Genomic DNA, 23,307 nt, shown 5'->3' with positions numbered 1-23,307 from the left:
GCGACGGCGAAGGGGCGGCGTCGCGACGTCAGCGCTTCATCAGCGCGAAGACCCCCCAGCCGAGGTACTCACGCCCGTAGCGGGCGTAGCGGGCGGGTTCGGTGGAGAGTTCCTCCCTCACCCGGGGCGCCAGTTCGTCGTCCGGGTGCGCGTCGAGCCAGCGGCGCATGCCGAGCCACTGGGCCGCCGTGTAGCGGTCCCAGCTGTCCTGGTCGGCCAGTGTCATCTCCACCACGTCGCACCCGAGATCCTGGAACTGCCCGATCAGTTCCGGGAGGAGCAGGAAGTCGCCGGCGGAGGTGGCGTGGCAGGCCTTGACGGTCTCCTCGTCCGGAGGGGGCTGCCGCCAGTACGGTTCGCCGATCAGCATCAGACCTCCGGGGCGGAGGCTGCGGTCGAGCAACTCGACCGTTCCGGCTACGCCGTTGCCGATCCAGGTGGCACCGACGCAGGCGGCCAGGTCGACCGGCTCGTCCGCGACATGGCCGACGGCGTCGCCGTGGACGAACTGCACCCGGTCGGCGACGCCGAGTGCGCGGGCGCGGGCCCGGGCCCGCTCGGTGAAGACGGTGCTGATGTCCACTCCGGTGCCCGTGAAGCCCAGGTCGCGTGCCCAGGTGCACAGCATCTCGCCCGAGCCGCTGGCGAGATCGAGCACCCGTGTCCCGGGGGCGAGACGGAGCGACGCGCCGAGGGCGGCGAGTTTGGCCTCGGTCAGCGGGTTGTGGATGCGGTGGTCGCCCTCGCGGATGGTGAAGATGCGGGGGAGGTCCATGGCCGGGTTCCTTTCCGTCATGCCTGGAAGGCGGGGGAGTGCTCGAGGGCGCGTCGGCTCCGTGTGCATCGGTTCCCGCAGCCGTTCCTCGGTCCAGTCCGGCTCGGCCCCCGGGCGGCGAGCGGTTCACCGCCGCCCACCCGTGAGGAACCGGGGCACTTCGAGGATCCCGGCCCACCGGGCCTCACCCGGTCGGCAGGTGCGACGCGGATCGATCCGCCCCGGTGCCCGGGTCGGTGCTGGCCCGCACGACCAGGCGGTGCGGGACGGTCAGGTCCAGGGCGGGCACCTGGTTCTCGGGGCTGTAGATCCGGTCGGCCAGGCACTGCAGGGCGCGTTCGGCGATCTGCCCCTTGTCGGGGGAGACGGTGGTCAGCGTCGGGTGGCTGAAGCACCCGTCCTCGATGTCGTCGAAGCCGACGAGCGCGAGGTCCTCGGGGACGCGCACGCCACGCGTGTGCGCCATGTGCAGTGCGCCCAGCGCCAGTTCGTCGGTGAACGCGAACACCGCGTCCGGGCGGGACTCGCCGTCGAGCAGTTCGGCCATGGCCCGTGCGCCGTCCTGCCGGTGCAGCGAGGCGACCGGGCGTTCCCACCGAGGGCTCGGCGTGATCCCCGCTCGCCGCAGCGCCCTCCGGTACCCTTCGGCGCGCTGCTCCGCCGTGCCGTTGTGCAGATGCGGTTGCAGGCCGATCGCGGCGACGCGGCGGCGCCCGAGTGCCAGCAGGTGGCTGGTCGCGTCGTCCGCCGCCGCCACGTTGTCCACGGCCACCCGGTCCGCCAGGCCCTGTGGGCTGCGCTCGCCGAGCAGCACCACGGGCAACGGGCGCGCCGTGGACGCCACCTCCTGCGCCTCCAGTGCCCACGGGCTGATGATGAGCCCGTCCATGGCCCGGCCGCTGTCACCGGTCAGCAGCCGCCGCTCCGCCTCCGCGTCCCCGTGCGTCTGGTCGATGACCACCGTCCACGACCGCCGGCGAGCCGCGTCGACCAGCAGGCCGGCGAGTTCGCCGAAGTAGGGCGAGTGCAGTTCCGGGATGGCCAGACCGATGACTCCGGTGCGGCCCGCCCGCAGGTTGCGGGCAGCGAGATTGGGGCGGTACCCCAGCTCGTCGATCGCCTCCTGGACCCGCTGCCGGGTCTGTGCGGACACCCGGGCGGAACCGTTGACCACGTTCGACACGGTGCGCGCCGAGACCCCGGCGCGGGCGGCTACGTCTTTCAGGCTGCTGCTCACCCGCACATCGTGGCATGCCGTGGACAGCCCCGAGCAAGATCCCTCCCGACAGCTATTGCCACGTTGAATTCAACGATGCAACATGAGGCGGACCGTTCCACCGCAGATGTGCGAGGAGGCACATATGAGTCCGCACGCCTACCCCGGCGTCTCCACGGCCGACCTGGACCTGGACGTGACGGCCGACGTCGAAGCCCTGTACGCGGACGGGATCACCGCCCGCAAGGGGGCCTTCACCCCGGCCTGGGCCGACCGGCTCCGCGAGGACATCGACGCGGCCTTCCGGGAGGCGCTGGCCCGGCCCGGCGGCGCCGTCGGACGCGGACCCCACCGCTACTACGTGGAGATCCACCCCGAGCAGCTGCGTGGCTTCGTCGACCTGGTCGACCACCCCTGGGTGCGGTCCGTCTGCACGGCCGTCCTCGGTCCGGAGTACCGCATCGTCGAGCTGGGCTTCGACGTGCCGCTGGAAGGGGCCGTCAACCAGCCCTGGCACCGGGACTTCCCCATGCCGGAGGAGACGCGGACCGAGCGGCGGCTGACCTCCCTGGCCTTCAACGTGACCGCCGTCGACACGGAGGAGGACATGGGCCCCTTCGAGATCGCGCCGGGCACCCAGTGGGACGACAGCCCGGAGTTCGGGCACGGCATGTTCCCGCCCCGCCCGCACTACCCGCGCTACGAGGAGCGGGCCGTGCGCAAGTACCCGCGACGGGGTGACATCTCGGCGCGCACGGCGCTGACCATCCACCGCGGTACGAAGAACGACTCCGCGAAATCCCGTCCGGTGCTGGTCCTGGGCGTAGACGGCCCCGAGGCCACCAACAGCGAGCGGCACGACACGGCGGTGACCCGCCCCTACTGGGAGTCCCTGCCCGAGCGGGTCCGGCGCCACCTCGACTGCCCGATCGTCGACGAACTGCGGCCGATCACGCAGAAGCACACCATCGAGGGTCTGGTCATGGGCGATGCCTGAGCTGACCGCCGCGACCGGGAGCACCGGCACACCCGCCGGAGAGCGGCACGGGGCCCCGGCCATGGTCTACGCGGTCGCGGGCGTGTCCGCCCTGGGCGGCCTGCTGTTCGGCTACGACACCGGCATCATCTCCGGCGCGCTGCTGCACCTGCGGGACGACATGGACCTGTCCTCCCGAGAGCAGGAGGTGGTCGTCAGCGTGATCCTGCTCGGCGCGATGGCCGGGGCCCTGCTCGCGGGGCGCCTGGCCGTGCGGCACGGACGCCGCAAGGTCGTCATCGCGGTCGCCGTGGTCTTCGCCCTCGGGGCCGCGGCCGCCGCGGCGGCCCCCGGGGTGGGCGCTCTGATCGCCGCGCGCTTCGTGCTCGGACTGGCCGTCGGCGGGGCCTCCAACATGGTGCCGGTCTACATCGCCGAGGCCGCTCCCGCCGGGATCCGCGGGCGGCTCATGGTGCTGTTCCAACTGATGGTCGCCTGCGGACAGCTCATCGCCTACCTGTGCGGCTGGGCGCTGTCCGAGGGCGGTGACTGGCGCACGATGTTCGCCCTGGCGGTGCTTCCCGCCGTGGCCCTGGGCGTCGGCATGCTGTTCCTGCCCGAGAGTCCGCGCTGGCTCGTCGAGCGGGGCCGGCGGGAGGCGGCGGCGGGGGTACTGGCCCGGCTCCGGCCGGCGGGCACCGATGTGCACCGGGAGATCGACGAGATCGCCGAGGTCGCCGCCGCCACCCCGGTGGGGGGCTGGCGCGACCTGCGACAGCGATGGATGCGCCCCGCCCTGCTGATCGCCGTCGGCATCGCGGCCTTCTCCCAGCTCACCGGCATCAACGCGGTCGTCTACTACGCACCGACGATCCTCGTCGACGCAGGGTTCGGGGACTCCGCCGCCCTGCTCACCGGGGTCGGTATCGGCGTGATGCTGGTGGTCGCCGGGGTGGTCGGCGCCCTCGCCGTGGACCGGGTGGGCCGTCGTCGGACGATGCTGTGGTTCCTGCCGGGGTCCGGCATCGCCATGGCGGTCATGGCGCTGGCCTTCCTCGGCCCGGAGGGCTCGGCTGCGCAGCGGTGGACGGTCATCGTGGCGCTGTTCGCGTACATCCTGTTCAACGGGATCGGCATCCAGGCGGTGGTCTGGCTCATCGGCCCGGAGATCGTGCCGTTGAGCGTGCGGGGCCCGGCGACCAGCCTGGCCACGGTCACCCTCTGGGGAGTGGACCTGCTGATCGCGGTGACCGCCCTGACCGCGATCCAGGCGATCGGCCGTTCCGGCACGTTCTTCTTCTACGCGTTGATGAACGGCGTGTGCGTCGCCTTCGTGGTGGCCAAAGTGCCGGAGACGCGGGGCCGCTCGCTGGAGAGCATCGAGCGTGCCCTGCACCGCGGCGGTTCCTTCCGGAAGGCGCTGCAGAAGTCCTGAACGGCCCGTCGGCGGCGAGCCGGTCCGTCGTGTCGGCATGAAGTCGAGCGAAGACGGCGACGGCGGGCGCCGACCGGTGACGAGGCGGTCCGCCCCGCGGCATCACCGGTCAGCGAAGAGAGGTGCCCCACCCCCGGGCCGCGCGGAGCCGATTCCACTGCCCGGGGGTAGGGGTGAGGACGCGCGGTGCCCTGGCATCGACGGCGGGAGAGGTCCCCAGGCCCCCGGTGCGTCTTCGCATCGACGGTCTCACCGTCACCGCGCTCGCGCAGTCCCCCTCGCGGGTGATCTCCGCGTCGGCGGCGATCACATCACGTATGTGCCACGAATTGCACACACTGTGTTCACAAGTGGCACGGCGGCTTCACAATGACGCGTGCGCCATCACTGTCCTTGGGGGGATCATGCACACCAGAGCCACCGCCGTCGCCGCTGTCGTCGCCGCCGTCCTCACGGCCACCCTCAGCGCCTGCGGATCGGACGAGTCGAAGCAGGGCACGGCGGAACGCGCCACCGCGGCCGCCGAGAGCGCGCCGGCCTCCAGCACACCCGACTGCGGGGACGGTGATCTCTCGCAGGCCGACTGGATGGAGGACTGCGCCGACGACGGCCCGGAGAAGGGGGACCAGCCCGAGACCGAACTGGCGGTGGGTGACACCTTCGCCTACACCGACGGGCTCAAGGTGAAGGTGGACAGCATCACCACCATCACCGAGTGGGGGGAGTACGACACCGAGCCGGAGGCCGGCCAGACTCCGTTCCGCGTCACCTGGACCCTCACCAACGGCACGAAGAAGCCGTACGACCTGGACGAGTTCGGCTACCAGGCGCAGGGGGCCACCACCGGAGGCGAGACCGAGAGCCTCGACGTGGAACTCGGCTCGAAGCAGATGACCGGCCGCCTCGCCGCCGGCCGCAGCGGCACCTTCACCTCCGAGTACTCCCTGGCGAAGACCGACGGCAAGGACGTCCTGTTCACCATGACCCGCATGGACGAACAGTGGCTGGAGGACGGCAGCTTCCTCGGCGAGGACCCCCACTGGACCGGCACCATCAAGTAGCCGACAGCTTCCGACACCGGCTCACAGCCGCCTGGACGAGGGGAAGTGCCTGCCGCGCTCTGATGGGCTGTGGGATCGTCGGGTGCCGAGCGAGGCACCGGGCGTCCCGGTGTGTCGCCGGGACAGTCGATCGACAGGCGAAGGACACCAGGGAACATGGCCGAGGTTCTGCTCTACCATCACGTCCAGGGTTTGACCGACGGGGTCCGGGCGTTCGCCGACGACCTGCGGCAGTCGGGTCACACCGTGCACACTCCGGATCTGTTCGAGGGCCGCACCTTCGGCAGTCTCGAGCAGGGCATGGCGTACGTGCGGGAGACCGGGTTCGACGTCCTCGGGGAACGCGGTGCGGCAGCGGTCGGGGACCTGCGCCCGGAGCTGGTCCACGTCGGTCTGTCGTTCGGTGTCACGATCGCCCAGAAGCTGGCGCAGACACGGCCCGGCGCACGCGGAGCGCTGCTGTTGCACGCCTGCATCCCCGTCACCGAGTACGGGGAGTCCTGGCCCGAGAGCGTGCCGGTGCAGATCCACGGCAAGGAAGACGACGAGTACTTCGACGAAGACCTGCCCGCCGCGCGCGAACTGGCCGCGTCCGCACGGTCCGCGGAGCTGTTCCTCTACCCCGGCGACCAGCACCTGTTCACCGACTCCTCTCTCGACGCCTTCGACGCCGAGGCGACCGAGCTGCTGCTTGAGCGCGTGCGGACGTTCCTCGCCGCGGTCGGCTGAGCGGGGAGATCGGCGGCACCCGCCTCTCCGGCACCCGCCTCTCCGGCACCCGCCTCTCCGGCACCCGCCCTGTTCCCGCCGAAGCCCTTGCCGCGTGCGCTGCGGTCGGTGCGCGGCGACGGCCACAGCGTGATCACCTCCGTGGGTGGTGACTGCTCCGGTGGATACTGGAGGAGGCAGGGTGGAGGCGAACATGCTGACGGAACTGCGCGGGCACCTGGGTCAGTCCCTGTTCGAGCGGGTGGCGGGCCCGGACGGAGCCGCCAACCGGGCGCGTATCCACGACACACCCGGGCCGCGCTGGTTCGGTCCGGACCGTCCCATACGCAGGGTCCACGGCGATGCCTCGATGTTCATCGGCGGCATCAGCGCCCTGCTGCTGCAGTCCTTGCACCCCCTGGCGATGGCGGCCGTCGCCGCCCACTCCGGCTACCGCGGGGACCCGTGGGGCCGACTCCAGCGCACCAGCACCTTCCTCGCGGTGACCACCTACGGGACCGCCGAGGACGCCCAGCGCGCCGTCGACCAGGTCCGTGCCATCCACCAGGGGATCCGGGGCAGGACGGCGGAGGGCCTGACCTACCACGCGGCCGATCCGCACCTGCTCGGGTGGGTCCACGCCGCCGAGACCGACAGCTTCCTCCGCGCGCATCAGCGCTACGGGGCACATCCGCTCGACGCCGCCGGCTGCGACGCCTACGTCGCCGACACCGCCCGGGTCGCCGAGGCGCTGGGAGTGATCGATCCGCCCCGCGACCGTCGCGCCCTCTCCCGGCGCCTGTCCGCCTACCGGCCCGAACTGCGTGCCACGGCCGAGGCCGCCGCCGCGGCACGCTTTCTGCTGTTGCAGCCGCCGATTCCCCTCGTGGCACGCCCCTTCTACGCCGGGCTCGCGGCGAACGGCGTGGCCGTGCTGCCGTACTGGGCCCGGGCCCTGCTGAGGCTGCCACGGCTGCCGGTCGTCGAGGACGTCGCCGTGCGGCCGGCGGGCCGCGCACTGACCCATGTCATCCGCTGGGCCATGAGTCCGTGACCTCATGAGTCCGTGAGTCCGTGGCTCCGTGAGCCCGCCACGGGGAGGAGTGCTCCGTTCCGTGCGCCGGACGCCCTCATGCCGTACCGCGGCCCTCGCTCACGGGGCAACTGCCGGGCAGGGGGCGAGAGTTTGCTGACGTTCGGCACATGTGATTCGGCCGCGCCGGGCAACTGGATGGAGAGCGAAGGAGTACAAGGCGCAGAACTTCGACTCTTCTGGAGAAACCATGTCGACCTACAGCAGAACGGGTGCGCGGAACTCGAGCAAGACCAACGGGCTGGCGATCGCGGGGCTGGTCTGTGGAATCGTCGGCCTGCTCTTCCTGCCCATCATCCTCGGCCCGTTGGCGATCATCTTCGGTGCCGTGTCGCTGCGGCAGACCGGCTCCGCGATGGCCAAGTGGGCGATCGGTCTGGGCATCGTCGACATCCTGCTCATGATCCTGCTGTTCGCGCTCGCCGCCAACAATGGCGGCAGCTTCACCTGGCACTTCGGCTGACCGTTTCGGTCCGGGCCGTGCACGGCGCCCGCGTGGCGGAACCTCGCCCGCGCGGGCGCCGACCTGTGCCGCCCGCCGCTCGGGGCGGGCGGCCTGTCCAACCCGAGCGGCCAGGTGCCGCCCTGTGACCCGCCCCTCCGGCGTCAGCCCGCCGTGCCAGGCGCGGGCGGGATGTGAACCGTCATGATCAGGTGGCACGTCCCGGTCCCCGAACCCCGGTACGTGTGGGGGACGTCCCCGTCGAAGGCGGCGGTCTGGCCGGCCTCGACCGGATGCTCGGCGCCGTCGACGACGAGGACCATCTGCCCGGCCGTGACGTTGACCGTCTCGACGACACCGCTCTGATGCGGGTGGCTGCGGTACTCCTCGCCGGGTTCCAGCTTCCAGCGCCAGACCTCGACGGGGGCCGGTCCCGAGGTGGTCAGCACGAGCCGGGCTTCGCCGCCCTGCTCCCCGGACCACAAGGGCATGACGGCGTCGGCGGACACGACCCGCACGCGTCCTTCCGACGGCCCTTCCAGCAGCGCGGACACCGAGACCCCGAGCGTGTCGGCGAGGCGGACCAGGGTGGCGAAATTGGGGTTGCCCTGTGCCTTCTCCAGGGCGACCAGGGCGCCCTTGCTGACTTTGGCGCGCCGGCCGAGTTCGTCCAGGGACAGTCCGGCGCGGGTGCGGGCCGTACGGACGTTGTGCGCGAGCGTGCGCAACGCCGCCTCGGTCTCGGCCATCGCTATCACCCCTTGGGGTACGGGTCGGTGCACTGGACCGGGCGGTCGTTCGGTTGACGATCGGTGGTCGGTGCGTTGTACGGTGTGGTCGTTCTGTTGATGGTAAGGGATGGGCACCACCTGTGATCGCTCCGTCCGCTGTCGGCCGCTGGGCGGCTCACGCCGTCGCCGTGATCACCGCCCGGTACGCGGCCGGCGGCATCCTCGCTACCAACTGACCGCCCGCCCAACCGCCTTCCTCGAAACGGACTGTCCGATGCCGCTGTTCCGCATCAGCCCCGCCGTCGCCGACGCCTTCCCCGACACCCTCATCGCCGTCGTCACCGCCTCCGGTCTGCGCGGTGACGAGCCCTGGCCGGCCACCGCCGCCGCCCTCGACGAGCTGGAGGCCCGGCTCGCCGGCGACGCCTGGCGGCCCGCCGACGAGAACGACCCCCGCGTCGAGGCATGGCACGCCGCCTACCGCTCCTTCGGCACCAACCCCCGCCGCATCCGCCCCAGCGTCGACGCCCTGGGCCGACGCATGGCCAAGAAGGGCACCCTGCCCCGGATCAACCCGGCCGTCGACTCCTACAACTGCGTCTCCGTCCGCCACGGCCTGCCCGCCGGGGCCTTCGACCTCGACCACGTCACCGGCGACGTCGAGATCCGCCACGCCGACGGCAGCGAGACCTTCACCCCGCTCGGCGAACCCGACACCGTGGAGAACCCCAAGCCCGGGGAGGTCGTCTACGCGGACACCACCGACGTGCTCACCCGGCACTGGAACCACCGCGACGCCCACCGCACCCGTGTCACCGAAGCCTCCACCCACGTCGCCTTCGTCCTGGAGACCGTCGCGGCCACCCGCGACGGGCACCTGCTCAAGGCCGCGGCCGACGAACTGCGGGCCCTGCTCCAGCCGCACTGCCGGCAGAGCACCGTGCGCTACCTCGGCCCGGCACACCCCGAGGCCACCGCCTGACCACCCACTCCTGGAGGTTCGACTTGTTCACCGGTCTGAGCGCCTTCCCGCTCACACCCGTCCCCGGCAACGGCGACGTCGACGAGAAGGTGTTCGCCGCGCTGGTCGAACGGCTCGCCGCCGCCGGCGTCGACTCGATCGGGGCACTGGGCTCCACCGGTTCCTACGCCTACCTGACCCGCGAGGAACGCGCCCGGGTCGCCCGCATCTCGGTCGAGCACGCCGACGGGGTGCCGGTCATCGTCGGCATCGGAGCCCTGCGCACCCGCCAGGTGCTCCAGGCCGCCGAGGACGCCCAGAACGCCGGCGCCGCCGGGGTGTTGCTGGCACCGGTGTCCTACCAACCGCTGACCGACGACGACGTCTTCGGCCTGTTCGAAGAGGTCACCGCCAACCTGTCGATCCCCCTGGTGATCTACGACAACCCCGGCACCACCCACTTCGCCTTCACCGACGAGCTGTACGCGCGCCTGGCCCGGCTGCCGCGGGTGGCGTCCCTCAAGATCCCCCCGCTTCCCGCCGACCCCGCCCGGGCCCGGGCCCGTGTCGAGCACCTGCGTCGGCTCCTGCCCGCCGCGGTGACGATCGGCACCAGTGGCGACGCGGCCGCCGCCCGGGGTCTGAACGCCGGATGCGACGCCTGGTACTCCGTGATCGGCGGCACCTTCCCCGAGCCGGCCCTCGCGCTCACCCGCGCCGCCCAGGCCGGCATGCACCGGCAGGCCCTCGAGGAGTCCCGGCGTCTTGAGCCCTTGTGGGACCTGTTCGCCCGGCACGGCTCCCTGCGGGTCGTCGCCGCGGCCGCCGCGCACCTAGGTCTGACGGCCCGGCGCAACCTCCCCCTGCCGCTGCGCGGCCTGAACGCCGAGGAACGCGCGCGTCTCGTCACGGTCGTCGAGCAGCTCCGGCTCCACACCTGACGGTTTTCGCGGGGTGCTCGGGGTGCTGGCCCCTCCGGGCCGGACGCGCGCGAGCGACCGGCGCGATCCTCAGGGCGCGGGCGCGGTCAGGTACCGCTGGATCGTCGGTGCCAGCCATGCGACGATCTCCTCCCGTGCCAGCCCCACCGCCGGCGGCAACCGCAGTACGTACCGGGTGAGCGCCAGCCCCAGCAGCTGTGAAGCCATGAGTGCCGCCCGCGTCGGGACCTGCTCGGGGTCGGGGCACACCTGCTGGGCGACCGGCAGCAGCTGATCGCGCAGGATGCCCTGCATGCGCTCCGCCCCGGCCTGGTTGGTCGCACCGACCCGCAGCAGGGCGGTGAGCACCTCGTTGTCCTCCCACAGGTCGAGGAAGTGCTCGACGAGGATCCGTCCCGCGTCGGGCCGGCGGTCCGCCCCGCTCACGTCCGGCAGGCGGAGGTCGATGGCGACGGCCGCCGCGAACAGGCCCTCCTTGTTCCGGAAGTACCGCATCACCATCGACGGGTCGATGTGCGCGTCCTTGGCAATGGCGCGGATGGTGGCTCGCTCGTAGCCGTCCGCCGCGAAGCGCTCGCGGGCCGCCGCGAGGATCGCGCCGCGGGTGGCGTCGGAGCGTCGGGGGGCGCTGGAGCCGGAAACCGTGGAGGTGCTGTCGCTGCCGTTCACGGGAACGAGCGTAGGCCAACGAGCGTAGGTCAACAACTGTTCGCCAACATGTGTGTGCCAACGGTTGTTGACGTCGGCTGCGGCGTCTCGGTATCTTCGTCAACAAGCGTTGGTCAACGCGTGTTGGTCAACAGCTGTTGGTCAACGAGCGATGGCAAGCACACATCGGGCAAGCACGCGTCGGCAAGGACGCGTCGGCAACAGGAGGCCCCATGAACGGCACCGCCGGCACCGCCACCCACCGCACCGTGATCGTCGTAGGCTCCGGCCCCACCGGCCTCCTCCTCGCCGGTGACCTCGCCACGGCCGGCGTCGCCGTGACCCTCGTCGAGAAGCGCCCGCGCGGCATCAGCAACCTCTCCCGAGCCTTCGGGGTGCACGCCCGCACCCTGGAGCAGCTCGACGCCCGCGGCCTCGCCGACGAACTCCTCACCACCGGCGACACCCTCACCGGCCTGCGCCTCTTCCGTCACCTCTCCCTCGATCTGAGCACGCTGCCCTCGCGCTTCCCCTTCCTGCTCGTCACCCCGCAGTACGAGGTCGAGCGGCTCCTGGAGCGGCGGGCCCGGGACGCCGGGGTCGAGTTCGCGTACGAGAGCGAGGTCGTGGGGCTGCGGCAGGACGACGAGGGCGTCGACCTCGATCTGCGCGGCGCGGACGGGACGGTCGTCACACGCCGGGCGGCCTATGTCGTCGGCGCCGACGGTCACCGCAGCGCCGTGCGGGAGGCCATCGGCCTGGACTTCCCCGGTGTCTCCGTCATCAAGTCGCTGATCCTGGCCGACGTCCGACTCGCACGGAAGCCCGAGGGGGTCCTCACCGTCGACGGGCGTGGCGACACCTTCGCGATGATCGCCTCCTTCGGCGACGGCTGGTACCGGGTCATGGGCTGGAACCGCCGCAACGAGGTCTCCGACGACGCCCCGCTCGACCTGGACGAGGTCAGGGAGATCACCCGCCGTGCCCTGGGCACCGACTACGGCATGCACGACGCTCGCTGGCTCTCCCGTTTCCACAGTGACGAACGCCAGGCACCGCGCTACCGGGTCGGACGGGTCTTCCTCGCCGGCGACGCCGCGCACATCCACTCCCCGGCCGGTGGGCAGGGCATGAACACCGGCCTCCAGGACGCCGCCAACCTGAGCTGGAAGCTCGCCGCCGTCGTCCAGGGGCGGGCGGCCGAACGGCTCCTCGACAGCTACGAGTCCGAACGCCACCCGGTCGGCCGGGCCGTGCTGCGCAGCAGTGGGGGACTGGTCCGGCTGGCCCGTGCGCGCAACCCCCTGCTGCGCGCCGTACGCACCCTGGTCGCCGCGTTCGTCGACCTGGTCCCGCCCGTCCGGCGCAAGGCCCTGGGGCAGCTCACCGGGATCGGTTACGCCTACCCCGCCCCTCGCGGCGCCCACCGCCTCACCGGCACCCGCGTCCCCGACGTCGCCCTGCGGGACGGCCGGCTCCACGAGGCGCTGCGCGGCGGCCGGTTCGTGCTCATCACACCCTGCGCCTACGAGGGTCCCGGTGCCCATGACGGCCGGCTGACCGTGGGGCGCTGGGCGGGTGACCGCCGGACGACCGTCCTGGTACGGCCCGACGGATACGTGGCCTGGGCGGCGGAGAGGGCGGACACGGCGGACATCGACGAGGCGGTGGTCCGGGCGCTGACCGGACGTACCGCGGCTCGCCGCGGCACCCCGTCACGATCGTGGTGATGCGAGGTCACCTGTGCCGTTCCGGCGCTCCGTCGGCCTCGGGCACCCGGCCGAGCGCCGGCCGCAGGAGCGGTGCGTGGCGGGCCAGGAAGTCCCACAGCTGGTCGGCGACCGGCCCGTGCGGCCGGTCGCGCCGGCGAGCCGCCGACAGTTCCTCGACCACACCGGGGAAGTGCCGTCCGGCGATGGACAGCAGGGTTCCGTCACGCAACTCGCTCTCGATCAGGAACCGCGGGAGGTGCCCCCACGCCATGCCGTGCAGGATCAGCTCCTTCTTCATCAGGTGGTCCGGCACGGAACTCCGGGGCGCGCCCTCGACCAGGAAATGGCCCTGCTCGGCCGGGTGCCGCGCCGAATCCCGGACCACGCACTGGGTGAAGGCCTGCATCCGCTGCGGTGTGATGTCGGTGTCCGCGGGGAAGGGCAGGAAACCGGGCGCCACGACGGGGACCAGCGCGACGCGGCCGAGATCGATCCACTCCATCCGCACGTCGCTCTTGGGAACCCGGTGCACGATCAGGTCGGCTTCGTCCTCCAGCAGCCGCTCCCAGGGGCCGGTGACCGTCTCGAACTGCAGGTGCAGCCGAGTCTGCGGGCGCGGCGCGAAAAAACGGCTCAGCAGCTCCAGCACCGGTGGAAGCGGGCACAGGTCGCCGAGCACCACGCGCAGTTCGGCCTCCTCGCCCATCGCCAACTGCGCGGCGTAGGTCCGCAGTTCCTCGGCCTCGTGCAGCAGCAGGCGGACCTTGCGGTGGAAGGCCCGCCCCGCCTCGGTGAGCCCGACCCGGTAGCCCGAGCGGTCCAGCAGGACCAGCCCCAGCTGGCGCTCCAGCTTGGCGACGGCCGCGAAGACGGAGGGGTGCGAGCGGTGCAGCCGCTCGGCGGCCGCCTGGAAACCGCCGTGGACCACAACGGCGTTGAAGCACTGCAACTCATGGAGCGTGAAGTTCGACATCGTCCGCAGAAGCTACAAGGTTCTTCCGATCTTTGTAATGGAACCCTGCGAGCGCCGTTCCTAGGCTGAGCGCACAAGCCGCTGGATCACGGGAGACGACATGACTTCTCAGACCCCCACCGCCATCACCACCGGCGACGGCGTCCGCATCGCCTACCGCTTCGACGGTGACGAGACCAAGCCGGTGCTGCTGCTCTCGAACTCCATCGGCACCGACCTCCACATGTGGGACGGTCAGGTGCCGGCGCTGACCGAGCACTTCCGTCTGCTGCGCTACGACGCCCGCGGCCACGGCGCGTCCGACGTCCCGAACGGCCCGTACTCCCTGGACCGGCTGGGGCGCGACGTGGTGGAGCTGCTGGACGCCCTGGGCCTGGAGCGGGTGCACGTGCTCGGCCTGTCGCTGGGGGGAATCGTCGCGCAGTGGCTGGGGATACACGTCCCGGAGCGCGTGGACCGCCTGGTGCTCTCCAACACCGCCGCGCACCTCGGCCCGGCGCGTCAGTGGGACCGGCCGATCGCCGAACTGCTCGAAGCACCCGACATGCGGGCCACCGCGGAGAAATTCCTGCACAACTGGTTCCCGGCCCGCATGCTGCGGGGCGACGACGAGATCGTCGAGGGCTTCCGCCGCACCCTGCTCGCCACGCGGCGCGAGGGCGTGGCCGGAAGCTGGGCCGCGGTGCGCGACTACGACCTGCGCCGCACCGCCGCACTCATCCTCAGCCCGACCCTGGTCATCGCGGGCGAGCACGACACCGTCACGTCCGCCGACCACGGCAGGGAACTCGCCGCCACCGTCCCCGGCGCTCGCCTCACCGTCCTGCCCACGGTGCACATGGCCAACGTAGAAGCCCAGGCGGAGTTCCTGGACGCCGTGGTGGCGTTCCTCACGCAACGGTCGGGCTCCGAGCACGCGATGGGATGATGGCCGACGACAAAGGCGACGGCGGAACGAGGAAGCCGGTGTGAATCCGGCGCGGTCCCGCCACTGTGATCGGCGAGCGAGTCCCGACAGGTCACTGCCCGGCAGCGGGTGGGAAGACCGGGACGAGCATCGACCCGAGAGCCAGGAGACTCACGCGGTCGCCTCCTCGACGGACCACCGGGGCGGATCTCCCCGGAGAGAGGGACGGCACCCCATGCACGCAACGCCGACCGGACGAACGGCGGACTGCGCGACGACCGGAACGCCGACGGACGACGCGACGACGGGAACGCCGACGGACGACGCGACGACCGGAACGCAGGCGGACCCCGTGCCGTGCCGCATCGTCGTGTGCCGCGACTGCTGCTGCGGCAGCCCCAAGGTGACCGGAGTCGACCACGCGGCCCAGATCGAACGCCTGCGCACGGCGGCGCCGGTCCGCGTCTCCGACTGCCTGGACGTCTGCGACCACGCCAACGTCGTCGTCGTGCAGCCTTCCGCCGAGCACCGCGCCGCGGGTGCCCGCCCCGTCTGGCTCGGACTGGTCAACGACCCGGACGCGACCGAGGACATCACCGCCTGGGTACGCGCCGGCGGACCGGGGGCGGCACCGTTGCCGGACATCCTCGACCTGTACTCCATCGCACCACCGAGGCGGCGCCGGGTCCCCTGACCGCACGGATGAAGCCTCGGGACGGCCGGACGGGGAGCAGTCGCACGTCAGTTGACCGCGACCGTGCCCAGGAAGCGGATGTGCGGCCGGTCGTCGGGGCCGGGACGGGTGACCTCGGCGCGCACGCCGTAGACGTCGGCGATCAGGGACTCGGTGAGCGTGTCGCCCGGGGGACCGGCGGCGACCACCCGGCCCTGCCGGAGCACGACGACCTGGTCGCAGTACATGGCCGCCAGGTTCAGGTCGTGCAGGGCGACGACGCTGGTGACGGGCAGCTCGGCGATGAGGTTCAGCAGTTCGAGCTGGTGCTGGACGTCCAGGTGGTTGGTGGGTTCGTCCAGCAGCAGCTCGCGTGGCTCCTGGGCCAGGGCGCGGGCGATCTGCACGCGTTGGCGCTCGCCACCGGAGAGCGTGTGCCAGAACCGGTCCGCGCGATCGGTGAGACCGGTGCGCTTCAACGCCGTGCGCACGGCGTCCTCGTCGGCGTCGCCGGCGGACGCCCATGCGCGTCGGTGCGGGATGCGCCCGAGGCGTACGACGTCGAGAACGGTCAGCTCGACGAGGGTGTCGGCATGCTGCTCGACGACGGCCACGCGCCGGGCCACGGCACGGCGTCCCCAGTCGCCGAGGGGACGCCCGTCGAGGGTGACGACGCCGGACGCGGGGGCGAGGACGCCGGACAGCAGCCGCAGCAGCGTCGACTTCCCCGAGCCGTTGGGGCCGAGCAGGCCGGTCACGGAGCCGGGCCGTGGGGCGAGGCTGACGCCGTCGAGGATCAGCCGGCCGTCGAAGGCCCGGCTCACACGGTCGGCGACGAGGGTGGGCCGCCCGGTGTGCGAGGCGCCGTCGGGTGCCTGGGCCGCGGCTGCCGGTCCGGGGCGCGGCGGCCGGGCACCGTCGTCGCGCCGCGCCGTACGGGACTTCATCGCACCCTCCTCGTGCGGTACAGGACCAGGACGAACGCCGGCACCCCGACCAGCGAGGTCACCACTCCCACCGGCACCTCCTGGGGGTCGAGCACGGTACGGGCCAGGGTGTCGGCCCAGACGAGGAACACCGCGCCGGCGAGCGCGGTGACCGGCAGCAGCCGGGCGTGCCCCGGGCCGACGAGGGCGCGCGCGGCGTGCGGAAGCACCAGACCGACGAAGCCGATCGCGCCCGCCGAGCTGACCAGCGCGGCGGTCAGCAGCGCGGTGACGCACAGCAGCACCAGCCGGGTCCGGGCCACCGAGACCCCGAGCGCCGCCGCGGCGTCCTGGCCGAAGGCGAACGCGTCCAGGGTGCGGGCGTGGGCCAGGCACACCACGAGGGCGAGCGCCAGGACGGCCGTGCACAGTCCCACCTCGGTCCAACCGGCCCCGCTGAGCGAGCCGAGCAGCCAGAACAGCACGCCCCGGGTGGTCTCCGCGTCGGCCGCCGTCGTGACGACGAACGACGTCAGGGCGGAGAACAGCTGCATCGCCGCCACTCCGGAGAGCACCACGCGGTCCGTCGTCCCGCCGAGCGTATGGCTGAGGAGTAGCACCAGCGCGAACGAGCCCAGGGCACCCACGAAGGCGCCGCCGGAGACGGACAGGACACCGCCGCCGGCGCCGAGCACGATCACGGCCACCGCGCCGGTCGACGCCCCGGAGGAGACGCCCAGGACGAAGGGGTCGGCGAGCGGATTGCGCAGCAGGGACTGCATCACCGCGCCGCACACCGCGAGTCCGGCCCCGCACACCGCCGCGAGGAGGGTGCGCGGCAGCCGGAGATTCCAGACGATGCCCTCGCGGATCGGTGTGAGATCGGTCGTGGCCCAGCCCAGACGGGAGGCGACCACGGACCAGGCGTCGCCCACTCCGATGTCGGCCGGGCCGATGGTGACGGCCACGGCGACGGACACGGCGAGCACCGCCAGCCCGCTGCCGAGGCCGGCCGCGAGGCGCAGCCCACCCGCCGCGCCGCACGCCGGGCGGACCGGGGAGGACCGCAGGGGAGTGGTCATCGGTCGAGCCCGTACCGGCGCAGTGCCGTGGCCACCTTCTCCACGCCCTCCACGGTGCGGATCGTCGGATTCATGGCCTGCCCGCTGAGCAGCACGTACCGCTTCTCCCGCACGGCCGTCATGTTCCTCGTCACGGGATTCGACTCCAGGAAGGCGATCTTCTTCGCGGCGGACTCGGCGGTCTGCGACTTGCGGGTGAGGTCACCGAGGACCAGGACATCGGGGTCGCGGTCGGCCACGGTCTCCCAGTTGATCTGCGGCCATTCCCGCGTGCTGTCGTCGAAGACGTTCTCGGCGCCGAGCGCGCGGGTGACGATGCCGGGCGCGCCGCAGCAGCCCGCCATGTAGGGGGACTCCTGGTTCGCGAACCAGTACAGGACGGTGGTGTTCCCGGCGCGGATCCCGGACGTGGCCTTCGCGACCCGGCTCTTCAGCCCGGAGACCAGCTTCTCACCGCGGTCCTCCACCCCGAAGACCCGGGCGAGTTCCCGCACCTCGCGGTAGACCGTCTCCATGGTCAGCGGCGCCGTCCGCGAGCCGTCACCGTCGCCGCTGTTGTCCTTGCCCTCGCAGTCGGAGGGCGACAGGTACGTCGGCACGCCGAGCTTCTCGAACTGCTCGCGGGTGGCCACTCCGCCCTTGCCCAGGGTGGAGGCGAAGGAGGCGGCCACGAAGTCCGGCTCGCTGTCGAGGACCCGCTCGAACGACGGCTGGTCGTCGGCGAGCCGGGGGACCTTCGCGTCGGCCCCCCGCAGTCCGTCCATGACCGGGTCGGTCCAGGTGGCGGTCCCGGCCATGCGGTCGGCCAGGCCGAGGGAGAGGAGGATCTCGGTGGTGCCCTGGTTCAGGGACACGGCACGCCTCGGTGGAGCCGCGACCGTCACCTCGCGCCCGCAGTTGTCGAACGTGACGGCCCCCGCCCCGTCGGCGGCGGACTCGCCCGGCGAGCCGGTGCCGGAACCGCACGCGGTGAGCAGCAGCAGCCCGGTCAGGAGCAGAAGGGAACGGCGAGAGGGACGTGACAGGCGCACAGTGCCGGCTTTCTCAACGTCGGGACCCATACGCGGGGTCCGTGCGGACGGTCGGGTGCCAGCAGGTCTTCGGACTCGGGGTCACCCGGACGAGGCGCCTTCCCGGACCCCGGCCGTGACCGTCGTCCAGTGGCTGCTGCCCCGCCCGTCGCCCTCACCGCTGCGCGTCAGTTCCGGACTCTCACCGGATTCCCTGACCCGTGCACGCGTCGCCGCGTTCACGAGTTCGACTGGCGTCTGGAAGCTACCACGACGTACGGGGACGGTCCGGAGGTGCCCCGATGAGTTTTCGGGGCGGGACCGGTCTGCACAGGTATGAAGACCCACACACTCGAGACCGCCGGCGCGGACCTCGTCCACGACGTCCGCGGACCGCTGCCGACCACGGACGGACGTCCGCCGTTGTTCATGATCGGGCAGCCCATGGACGCCACCGGCTTCGCCGCACTCGCCGCACGCTTCCCCGAGCGGACCGTGGTCACGTACGACCCGCGCGGCCTCGGCCGCAGCACGCGCAGGGACGGGCGGGTCGACCACACGCCGCAGACCCAAGCCGCCGACGTGCACGCCGTCGTCGAGGCGCTGGGAGCCGGGCCGGTGGAGATGTTCGCCAGCAGCGGCGGAGCGGTCACCGCGCTCGCGGTCGTGGAGAGGTACCCCGAGGACGTGACCACACTGGTCGCGCACGAACCGCCGCTCATCACCCTGACACCGGACCGTTCGGCGGCCGAGCGGGCGCGGGCCGGGGTCCGGGAGACCTACGAGAAGCGGGGGTGGGGCGCCGGGATGGCCGCGTTCGTGGCCATGACCTCCTGGCGGGGCGAGTTCACCGACGCGTACTTCGCCCAGGCGGAGGCGGATCCCGCCGCGATCGGGATGCCCGTCGAGGACGACGGCTCGCGCGACGATCCGCTGCTGTCCGACCGGTCGTGGGCGGTCAGCGGCTACCGGCCGGACACCGACGCGATCGCCGCCGCGCCCACCCGCGTCGTGATCGCCGTGGGCGAGGAGACCGGCGACACGCTGACCGGACGCACCTCCGTCGCGATCGCCGAGCTGCTCGGGCAGCGGGTGACGGTGTTCCCGAGCCATCACGGCGGTTTCTGCGACGGGGAGTTCGGCTATCCCGGGAAGCCGGACGAGTTCGCGCATCGACTGCGCCAGGTCCTCGACGGAGCCTCGTGAGCCACCGCTGACCGGCGACACGGCAGCGGGGCAGGGCGATGCAGGGGGGCGGGGGCCAGGGGGGGGGCACCGTGCTCGGGCGATACGCTCTGGGGGTGACCCAGCCATCCCCGCCCGACGAGCGACGGCCCGCCAATGACGGGCCCCGGGTCGCCGCGCGCAACCGGGCCGCCCTCGTCGCCGCCGCGCGCGAGATCTACGCCGAGCACGGCCTCGACGCACCCATGTCCGCGATCGCGCGCCGGGCCGGCGTGGGACAGGGGGTTCTCTACCGGCACTTTCCCGACCGGGCGGCCGTCGCCACGGCGGTCCTGGACGAGAACGTCCGTCAGATCGAACAGGCGGCGGCGGCGCCGGACATGGACATCGCCCAGCTCCTCGGTGTCCTGACCTGGCACCAGACCGAGTCGGCGGCCTTCATCAGTCTGCTGCACGCCGACGGAGCGGCCGGTGGTTCCGCCGTCCCCGAGTACGCCGCGGGCCTGGCGGCCCGGGTCGAGCGGGCGCTGCGGGCGCGGTTGCCGGACGGCCACCGCCTGGCCACGGCGAAGGACGACCTCATGATCGCCGTCGCCATGGTCTCGGGTGCCGTCATCGGCCCCACCCGTGAGCTGCGGGAACGCCGGGCGATGGCGGCCTGGCGACTCCTCGGTGTCGAGGTGGGACCGGTGCGCCCCTTCGGCGAGTGAACAGCGCGGTCAGCCGCCGTTGGACTGACGGACGCCTTCCGCCGGCGCGTCGAAGGAGTACAGGTACCCTCCGGCCGGCCCGCTGACGGTCATGTACGCCTTGGTCCCTCCGGGCGTGATGGCCACGTTGGTCGCCGATTCGAGCCCGTCGGCGGCGCGGGCGGGGACCTCGACGGTCGCCAGGCGTTCCCCGTGGCGGTCGTACACCGCCATGGCGGGCCGGCCGTGCAGGGCCTGGTAGAGGTTGCCGTCCGCGTCGACGGCGATCGAGTCGGTCTGGGCGATGCCGCCGTCCACCCGGATGGCCGTGTGCTGTGAGGCGACACCGCCTCGGTCGTCGAGCAGCAGGTAGGACACACGGTTCTGGGTGAGTTCGCTGACCCACAGGCCGCGGTACTCGGAGTCGAACGAGATGCCGTTCGGGGCCGCCAGTCCACCCGCCAGGACGGTGGCGTTCCTCCCCTCGCGGTCGATGCGCACCACGCGCCCGACTGCTTCTCCCTCCGACATGCCGCGCGAGTCGCTGATGTACAGGTCGCCGTCCTGGTCGAAGGCGAGGTCGTCGGGGTTCATCGGGGCTCCGTCGACCCGGCCGGAGAAGAAGGTCCGCGGGTCGCTCCCGTCGGGTGCCAGGCTGACGATCTCGCCGTGGGAGAAGTCGGTGAGGTAGATGCGCCCGTCGTAGGGGCTGTACTGGGCCGAGGTGTAGGCGCCGCGATCGTCGGTGTGGAGCGGGCGCGAGGTCTTCTTCCTCACGTCGACGCGCAGCACCTTGGGCTTGCCGGCCGGAGCCGTGACGTCGACGACGACCAGTGCGCCGTTCGCGTCGAAGGTGGGGCCCTCGAGCAGGGTCATGCCCGTCTCGGGGTGCGCCTCGGTCAGCCGCATCACCTCCTGGGCGCGGATGGTCCGGCCCGCGCCGGTGGCGGCGGCGTCATGCGGGCCGCCGGCGCGGGTGTCCCCGCCGCAGCCGGTGACGGCCAGCAGGCCGATCGCGGCGAGGCCGGTGAGGGATCGGATCGGGAGTCGTCGCATGGGGGTCACTCTTCCTGTCCGAAAATTTGCGGAAGCTGTCCGCATCGCATCCGGACAGTGCTGTCCGGTTGTTGCTACGGTAGTGCACGCTGGCTCAAGTCCGCAGTACCGCCGTGCTTTTGCCGGACCGAGCGCGACTCCCTCGCACCGAACCGGAAGGACAGAGGTCCCCCCACATGACGTATCCGGATGCAACTTCCCCCGAGGCGCCGGCCGAGTTGAGGCGGCGCTACCGGGTGGAGAGGGAGCGGCGCGTACGCCCCGACGGCACTCGGCAGTACCTCGCCGCCGACGCCGAGTACGGCTACTACGCCGACGATCCGTATGCGGTGGCGACAGAAGCGCGCGAACCCCTGCGGGACGACGTGGACGTCGCCGTCGTCGGTGGGGGATTCGGCGGCATCCTGGCGGGCGCGCGGTTGCGTCAGCAGGGCGTACGGCGGGTCCGGATCGTGGAGAAGGGCGGTGACTTCGGCGGAACCTGGTACTGGAACCGGTACCCGGGCATCCACTGCGACATCGAGTCCCACGTGTATCTGCCGATGCTCGACGAGACCGGCTACGTCCCGGAGTGGAAGTACGCCCCCGGGGAGGAGATCCGCCGCCACGCGGTACGGATCGCGGAGAAGTTCGACCTCGGCGCCGACGCCCTCTTCTCGACGTCCGTGACGTCCTTGACCTGGGACGACAACGCGCGGAACTGGCTCGTGACGACCGACCGCGGCGACGAGTTCCGCGCCACGTACGTCATCACGGCGACCGGCACCCTCACCGAGCTGAAACTCCCCGGCATCCCCGGCATCGAGAACTTCCAGGGGCACACCTTCCACACGTCGCGCTGGGACTACGGCTACACCGGCGGGACCCCGGACGGAGGTCTGACCGGCCTGGCGGACAAACGCGTCGGCGTCGTCGGCACGGGCGCCACCGGCGTCCAGGTCATCCCGAAGCTCGCCGAGGACGCGGGGCACGTCTACGTCTTCCAGCGCACCCCCTCCACCGTGGACGTGCGCGCCAACCGGCGTACCACCGCGCGGGACGTGGGCGCCGATCACGACGGCTGGGCGCGCGAACGCCGCGACAACTTCCTGCGCATCGTCTCCGGCGAGACCGTGGAGCACGACCTGGTGGCGGACCGGTGGACCGAGACGGCCGGCCTGCTGGAGAAACTCCTGCCGAGCTTCCGCCGCCCCGCGGACCGGCAGGCGTACGAAGCGGCCTACGAGGTCGCGGACGCGCGGAAGATGAACGAGGTCCGCGCCCGCGTCGAGCGGATCGTCGCCGACGCGGACACCGCGGAGAAGCTCAAGCCCTGGTACCGGTACGCCTGCAAGCGCCCCACGTTCTCCGACACCTATCTGCAGACGTTCAACCGCGACAACGTCACCCTGGTCGACACCGCGGACACGCACGGCATCGAGCGGATGACCGAGCACGGTGTCGTGGTGGGCGACACCGAGTACGCACTCGACTGCCTGGTCTTCGCCACCGGCTTCTCGGTCGGAGTCTCCGGCGTCCACTCCGGGAAGCTGCCGGTCCGTGGCCGCGACGGCGTCCACTTGCTGGACGCGCTGAAGCGACGCGGGCCGCGGTCCCTGCACGGCCTCACCAGCAACGGATTCCCGAACCTGATCCAGCTGGGGGCCACCCAGAGCGCGAGCAGCGTCAACTTCACGCACGTGCTGGACGAGCACGCGGCGCACGCGGCGGCCCTCGTCGCGGCGGCCGAAGCCCGGGGCGCGGTCATCGAACCGTCCCGCGAGGCCGAGGACGCCTGGCTCGCGGTCCTGGCCGAGGGCGCGCCCGACCACGAGTGGTTCCACGCCGAGTGCACACCCGGGTACTACAACGGTGAGGGACGTGGCCGGCCGAACGCCCCGATCGCCTACCCGCACGGCGCGGCTGCCTTCCACGATCTCCTGAGGCACTGGCGCGAGACGTCCATGTCCGACGTACTCCATACCGAGCGGCCCTGTTGAGCCCGGCGCGCCCGCGCCACGGGAGCCGACGGGTACAGACACCGGGGCCCGAACCGCTTCCTCCGCGACGGCCACCCCACACCGGCGCCGGTCACGGCCGGGCCGTTGTCAGTGGTGCCCCGTAACGT

The 23,307-nt window shown here is 72.1% G+C and carries 23 protein-coding genes and 2 riboswitches; of the genes, 14 read left to right on the top strand and 9 right to left on the bottom strand.

The window, feature by feature from the left end; translation table 11 throughout:
* Nucleotides 1–28: 28 nt before the first annotated feature.
* Nucleotides 29–775 carry a cyclopropane-fatty-acyl-phospholipid synthase family protein gene (locus ACFZP7_RS02275; protein ID WP_282392285.1) on the bottom strand — a complete coding sequence of 249 codons (747 nt, stop codon included), beginning with the start codon at nt 773–775 and terminating at the stop codon, nt 29–31.
* Nucleotides 776–959: 184 nt separating this feature from the next.
* Complete coding sequence (locus tag ACFZP7_RS02270; RefSeq protein WP_385633711.1) at nt 960–2,012, bottom strand: LacI family DNA-binding transcriptional regulator; 1,053 nt, start codon at nt 2,010–2,012, stop codon at nt 960–962.
* 124 nt (nt 2,013–2,136) lie between these two features.
* On the opposite strand from ACFZP7_RS02270, the gene ACFZP7_RS02265 reads away from it, so the two are divergent.
* The 6 genes from ACFZP7_RS02265 to ACFZP7_RS02240 all read left to right on the top strand — a co-directional run bounded on the left by ACFZP7_RS02265 (nt 2,137) and on the right by ACFZP7_RS02240 (nt 7,727).
* Nucleotides 2,137–2,988: a phytanoyl-CoA dioxygenase family protein gene (locus tag ACFZP7_RS02265; RefSeq protein WP_046251620.1), complete on the top strand. Its 852-nt coding sequence runs from the start codon at nt 2,137–2,139 to the stop codon at nt 2,986–2,988.
* Nucleotides 2,981–4,402 carry a sugar porter family MFS transporter gene (locus ACFZP7_RS02260; RefSeq protein ID WP_385633710.1) on the top strand — a complete coding sequence of 474 codons (1,422 nt, stop codon included), beginning with the start codon at nt 2,981–2,983 and terminating at the stop codon, nt 4,400–4,402. The genes ACFZP7_RS02265 and ACFZP7_RS02260 overlap by 8 nt, the downstream gene beginning before the upstream one ends.
* Before the next feature lie 404 nt (nt 4,403–4,806).
* On the top strand, nt 4,807–5,463 hold the full coding sequence (locus ACFZP7_RS02255) for a hypothetical protein (RefSeq protein ID WP_385633709.1): 657 nt from the start codon (nt 4,807–4,809) through the stop codon (nt 5,461–5,463).
* A 156-nt stretch (nt 5,464–5,619) separates the two neighbouring features.
* Nucleotides 5,620–6,192 carry a dienelactone hydrolase family protein gene (locus ACFZP7_RS02250; RefSeq protein ID WP_385633708.1) on the top strand — a complete coding sequence of 191 codons (573 nt, stop codon included), beginning with the start codon at nt 5,620–5,622 and terminating at the stop codon, nt 6,190–6,192.
* Between the two features lie 193 nt (nt 6,193–6,385).
* Nucleotides 6,386–7,225, top strand: a complete 840-nt coding sequence (locus ACFZP7_RS02245) for an oxygenase MpaB family protein (RefSeq protein WP_210900925.1) — start codon at nt 6,386–6,388, stop codon at nt 7,223–7,225.
* A 229-nt stretch (nt 7,226–7,454) separates the two neighbouring features.
* The gene (locus ACFZP7_RS02240) at nt 7,455–7,727 is read left to right on the top strand and encodes a DUF4190 domain-containing protein (RefSeq protein ID WP_019324383.1); all 273 of its coding nucleotides are present in this window, start codon (nt 7,455–7,457) and stop codon (nt 7,725–7,727) included.
* A 143-nt stretch (nt 7,728–7,870) separates the two neighbouring features.
* Here ACFZP7_RS02240 and ACFZP7_RS02235 read toward each other — a convergent pair whose 3' ends face one another.
* Nucleotides 7,871–8,455, bottom strand: coding sequence for a helix-turn-helix domain-containing protein (locus ACFZP7_RS02235; protein WP_019324384.1), 585 nt, complete (start codon nt 8,453–8,455; stop codon nt 7,871–7,873).
* A gap of 256 nt (nt 8,456–8,711) precedes the next feature.
* Between ACFZP7_RS02235 and ACFZP7_RS02230 the strand changes: the two genes are divergently transcribed.
* Both ACFZP7_RS02230 and ACFZP7_RS02225 read left to right on the top strand, forming a co-directional pair.
* Nucleotides 8,712–9,419, top strand: a complete 708-nt coding sequence (locus tag ACFZP7_RS02230) for a B3/4 domain-containing protein (protein ID WP_385633707.1) — start codon at nt 8,712–8,714, stop codon at nt 9,417–9,419.
* A gap of 23 nt (nt 9,420–9,442) precedes the next feature.
* Nucleotides 9,443–10,339: a dihydrodipicolinate synthase family protein gene (locus tag ACFZP7_RS02225; protein ID WP_385633706.1), complete on the top strand. Its 897-nt coding sequence runs from the start codon at nt 9,443–9,445 to the stop codon at nt 10,337–10,339.
* Nucleotides 10,340–10,408: 69 nt separating this feature from the next.
* Here the strand turns inward: ACFZP7_RS02225 and ACFZP7_RS02220 are convergent, their stop codons facing one another.
* Nucleotides 10,409–11,008 (bottom strand): TetR family transcriptional regulator, encoded by a 600-nt coding sequence (locus ACFZP7_RS02220; RefSeq protein WP_385633705.1) that lies wholly within the window; start codon nt 11,006–11,008, stop codon nt 10,409–10,411.
* 212 nt (nt 11,009–11,220) lie between these two features.
* On the opposite strand from ACFZP7_RS02220, the gene ACFZP7_RS02215 reads away from it, so the two are divergent.
* Entirely contained in the window at nt 11,221–12,717 is a 1,497-nt protein-coding gene (locus tag ACFZP7_RS02215) for an FAD-dependent monooxygenase (protein ID WP_385633704.1), read from the top strand.
* Between the two features lie 7 nt (nt 12,718–12,724).
* On the opposite strand, the gene ACFZP7_RS02210 is transcribed toward ACFZP7_RS02215, so the two are convergent.
* Entirely contained in the window at nt 12,725–13,672 is a 948-nt protein-coding gene (locus tag ACFZP7_RS02210) for a LysR family transcriptional regulator (RefSeq protein ID WP_127436211.1), read from the bottom strand.
* A gap of 100 nt (nt 13,673–13,772) precedes the next feature.
* On the opposite strand from ACFZP7_RS02210, the gene pcaD reads away from it, so the two are divergent.
* Both pcaD and ACFZP7_RS02200 read left to right on the top strand, forming a co-directional pair.
* Complete coding sequence (pcaD, locus tag ACFZP7_RS02205) at nt 13,773–14,600, top strand: 3-oxoadipate enol-lactonase (RefSeq protein ID WP_385633703.1); 828 nt, start codon at nt 13,773–13,775, stop codon at nt 14,598–14,600.
* Nucleotides 14,601–14,625: 25 nt separating this feature from the next.
* A riboswitch (cobalamin riboswitch) is annotated at nt 14,626–14,752 on the top strand.
* Nucleotides 14,753–14,814: 62 nt separating this feature from the next.
* Nucleotides 14,815–15,273: a hypothetical protein gene (locus tag ACFZP7_RS02200; protein WP_385633702.1), complete on the top strand. Its 459-nt coding sequence runs from the start codon at nt 14,815–14,817 to the stop codon at nt 15,271–15,273.
* A gap of 47 nt (nt 15,274–15,320) precedes the next feature.
* On the opposite strand, the gene ACFZP7_RS02195 is transcribed toward ACFZP7_RS02200, so the two are convergent.
* The 3 genes from ACFZP7_RS02195 to ACFZP7_RS02185 are packed head-to-tail and all read right to left on the bottom strand — an operon-like array spanning nt 15,321 to nt 18,291.
* The gene (locus ACFZP7_RS02195; protein WP_385633701.1) at nt 15,321–16,199 is read right to left on the bottom strand and encodes an ABC transporter ATP-binding protein; all 879 of its coding nucleotides are present in this window, start codon (nt 16,197–16,199) and stop codon (nt 15,321–15,323) included.
* Nucleotides 16,196–17,260, bottom strand: coding sequence for a FecCD family ABC transporter permease (locus ACFZP7_RS02190; RefSeq protein ID WP_385633700.1), 1,065 nt, complete (start codon nt 17,258–17,260; stop codon nt 16,196–16,198). Before ACFZP7_RS02190 ends, ACFZP7_RS02195 begins: the two co-directional genes overlap by 4 nt.
* On the bottom strand, nt 17,257–18,291 hold the full coding sequence (locus tag ACFZP7_RS02185) for an ABC transporter substrate-binding protein (protein WP_385633699.1): 1,035 nt from the start codon (nt 18,289–18,291) through the stop codon (nt 17,257–17,259). The genes ACFZP7_RS02190 and ACFZP7_RS02185 overlap by 4 nt, the downstream gene beginning before the upstream one ends.
* Nucleotides 18,292–18,333: 42 nt before the next feature.
* A riboswitch (cobalamin riboswitch) is annotated at nt 18,334–18,541 on the bottom strand.
* Nucleotides 18,542–18,606: 65 nt separating this feature from the next.
* On the opposite strand from ACFZP7_RS02185, the gene ACFZP7_RS02180 reads away from it, so the two are divergent.
* Both ACFZP7_RS02180 and ACFZP7_RS02175 read left to right on the top strand, forming a co-directional pair.
* Entirely contained in the window at nt 18,607–19,476 is an 870-nt protein-coding gene (locus ACFZP7_RS02180; protein ID WP_385633698.1) for an alpha/beta fold hydrolase, read from the top strand.
* A gap of 95 nt (nt 19,477–19,571) precedes the next feature.
* On the top strand, nt 19,572–20,165 hold the full coding sequence (locus ACFZP7_RS02175; RefSeq protein ID WP_385633697.1) for a TetR family transcriptional regulator: 594 nt from the start codon (nt 19,572–19,574) through the stop codon (nt 20,163–20,165).
* A gap of 9 nt (nt 20,166–20,174) precedes the next feature.
* On the opposite strand, the gene ACFZP7_RS02170 is transcribed toward ACFZP7_RS02175, so the two are convergent.
* The gene (locus ACFZP7_RS02170; RefSeq protein WP_385633696.1) at nt 20,175–21,200 is read right to left on the bottom strand and encodes an SMP-30/gluconolactonase/LRE family protein; all 1,026 of its coding nucleotides are present in this window, start codon (nt 21,198–21,200) and stop codon (nt 20,175–20,177) included.
* Nucleotides 21,201–21,376: 176 nt separating this feature from the next.
* On the opposite strand from ACFZP7_RS02170, the gene ACFZP7_RS02165 reads away from it, so the two are divergent.
* A complete protein-coding gene (locus ACFZP7_RS02165) occupies nt 21,377–23,179 on the top strand; it encodes a flavin-containing monooxygenase (protein ID WP_385633695.1) in 1,803 nt (600 codons plus the stop codon).
* Nucleotides 23,180–23,307: the final 128 nt, after the last annotated feature.

The organism is Streptomyces sp. SudanB5_2050 (genome assembly GCF_964272335.1).
GTDB classification, from domain to species: domain Bacteria; phylum Actinomycetota; class Actinomycetes; order Streptomycetales; family Streptomycetaceae; genus Streptomyces; species Streptomyces rochei.
The sequence above is the reverse complement of the archived record's forward strand: the minus strand, read 5'-3'. Positions and strand labels throughout refer to the sequence as shown.

Bases quoted from the DNA above. Each gene is read 5' to 3' on its own strand.
- ACFZP7_RS02180 (WP_385633698.1), top strand. From the start codon at position 18,607: ATGAAGACCCACACACTCGAGACCGCCGGCGCGGACCTCGTCCACGAC.
- ACFZP7_RS02275 (WP_282392285.1), bottom strand. From the start codon at position 775: ATGGACCTCCCCCGCATCTTCACCATCCGCGAGGGCGACCACCGCATC.
- ACFZP7_RS02200 (WP_385633702.1), top strand. From the start codon at position 14,815: ATGCACGCAACGCCGACCGGACGAACGGCGGACTGCGCGACGACCGGA.
- ACFZP7_RS02265 (WP_046251620.1), top strand. From the start codon at position 2,137: ATGAGTCCGCACGCCTACCCCGGCGTCTCCACGGCCGACCTGGACCTG.
- ACFZP7_RS02165 (WP_385633695.1), top strand. From the start codon at position 21,377: ATGACGTATCCGGATGCAACTTCCCCCGAGGCGCCGGCCGAGTTGAGG.
- ACFZP7_RS02195 (WP_385633701.1), bottom strand. From the start codon at position 16,199: ATGAAGTCCCGTACGGCGCGGCGCGACGACGGTGCCCGGCCGCCGCGC.
- ACFZP7_RS02255 (WP_385633709.1), top strand. From the start codon at position 4,807: ATGCACACCAGAGCCACCGCCGTCGCCGCTGTCGTCGCCGCCGTCCTC.
- ACFZP7_RS02260 (WP_385633710.1), top strand. From the start codon at position 2,981: ATGCCTGAGCTGACCGCCGCGACCGGGAGCACCGGCACACCCGCCGGA.
- ACFZP7_RS02245 (WP_210900925.1), top strand. From the start codon at position 6,386: ATGCTGACGGAACTGCGCGGGCACCTGGGTCAGTCCCTGTTCGAGCGG.
- ACFZP7_RS02170 (WP_385633696.1), bottom strand. From the start codon at position 21,200: ATGCGACGACTCCCGATCCGATCCCTCACCGGCCTCGCCGCGATCGGC.
- ACFZP7_RS02190 (WP_385633700.1), bottom strand. From the start codon at position 17,260: ATGACCACTCCCCTGCGGTCCTCCCCGGTCCGCCCGGCGTGCGGCGCG.
- ACFZP7_RS02210 (WP_127436211.1), bottom strand. From the start codon at position 13,672: ATGTCGAACTTCACGCTCCATGAGTTGCAGTGCTTCAACGCCGTTGTG.
- ACFZP7_RS02250 (WP_385633708.1), top strand. From the start codon at position 5,620: ATGGCCGAGGTTCTGCTCTACCATCACGTCCAGGGTTTGACCGACGGG.
- ACFZP7_RS02235 (WP_019324384.1), bottom strand. From the start codon at position 8,455: ATGGCCGAGACCGAGGCGGCGTTGCGCACGCTCGCGCACAACGTCCGT.
- ACFZP7_RS02215 (WP_385633704.1), top strand. From the start codon at position 11,221: ATGAACGGCACCGCCGGCACCGCCACCCACCGCACCGTGATCGTCGTA.
- ACFZP7_RS02240 (WP_019324383.1), top strand. From the start codon at position 7,455: ATGTCGACCTACAGCAGAACGGGTGCGCGGAACTCGAGCAAGACCAAC.
- ACFZP7_RS02230 (WP_385633707.1), top strand. From the start codon at position 8,712: ATGCCGCTGTTCCGCATCAGCCCCGCCGTCGCCGACGCCTTCCCCGAC.
- pcaD (WP_385633703.1), top strand. From the start codon at position 13,773: ATGACTTCTCAGACCCCCACCGCCATCACCACCGGCGACGGCGTCCGC.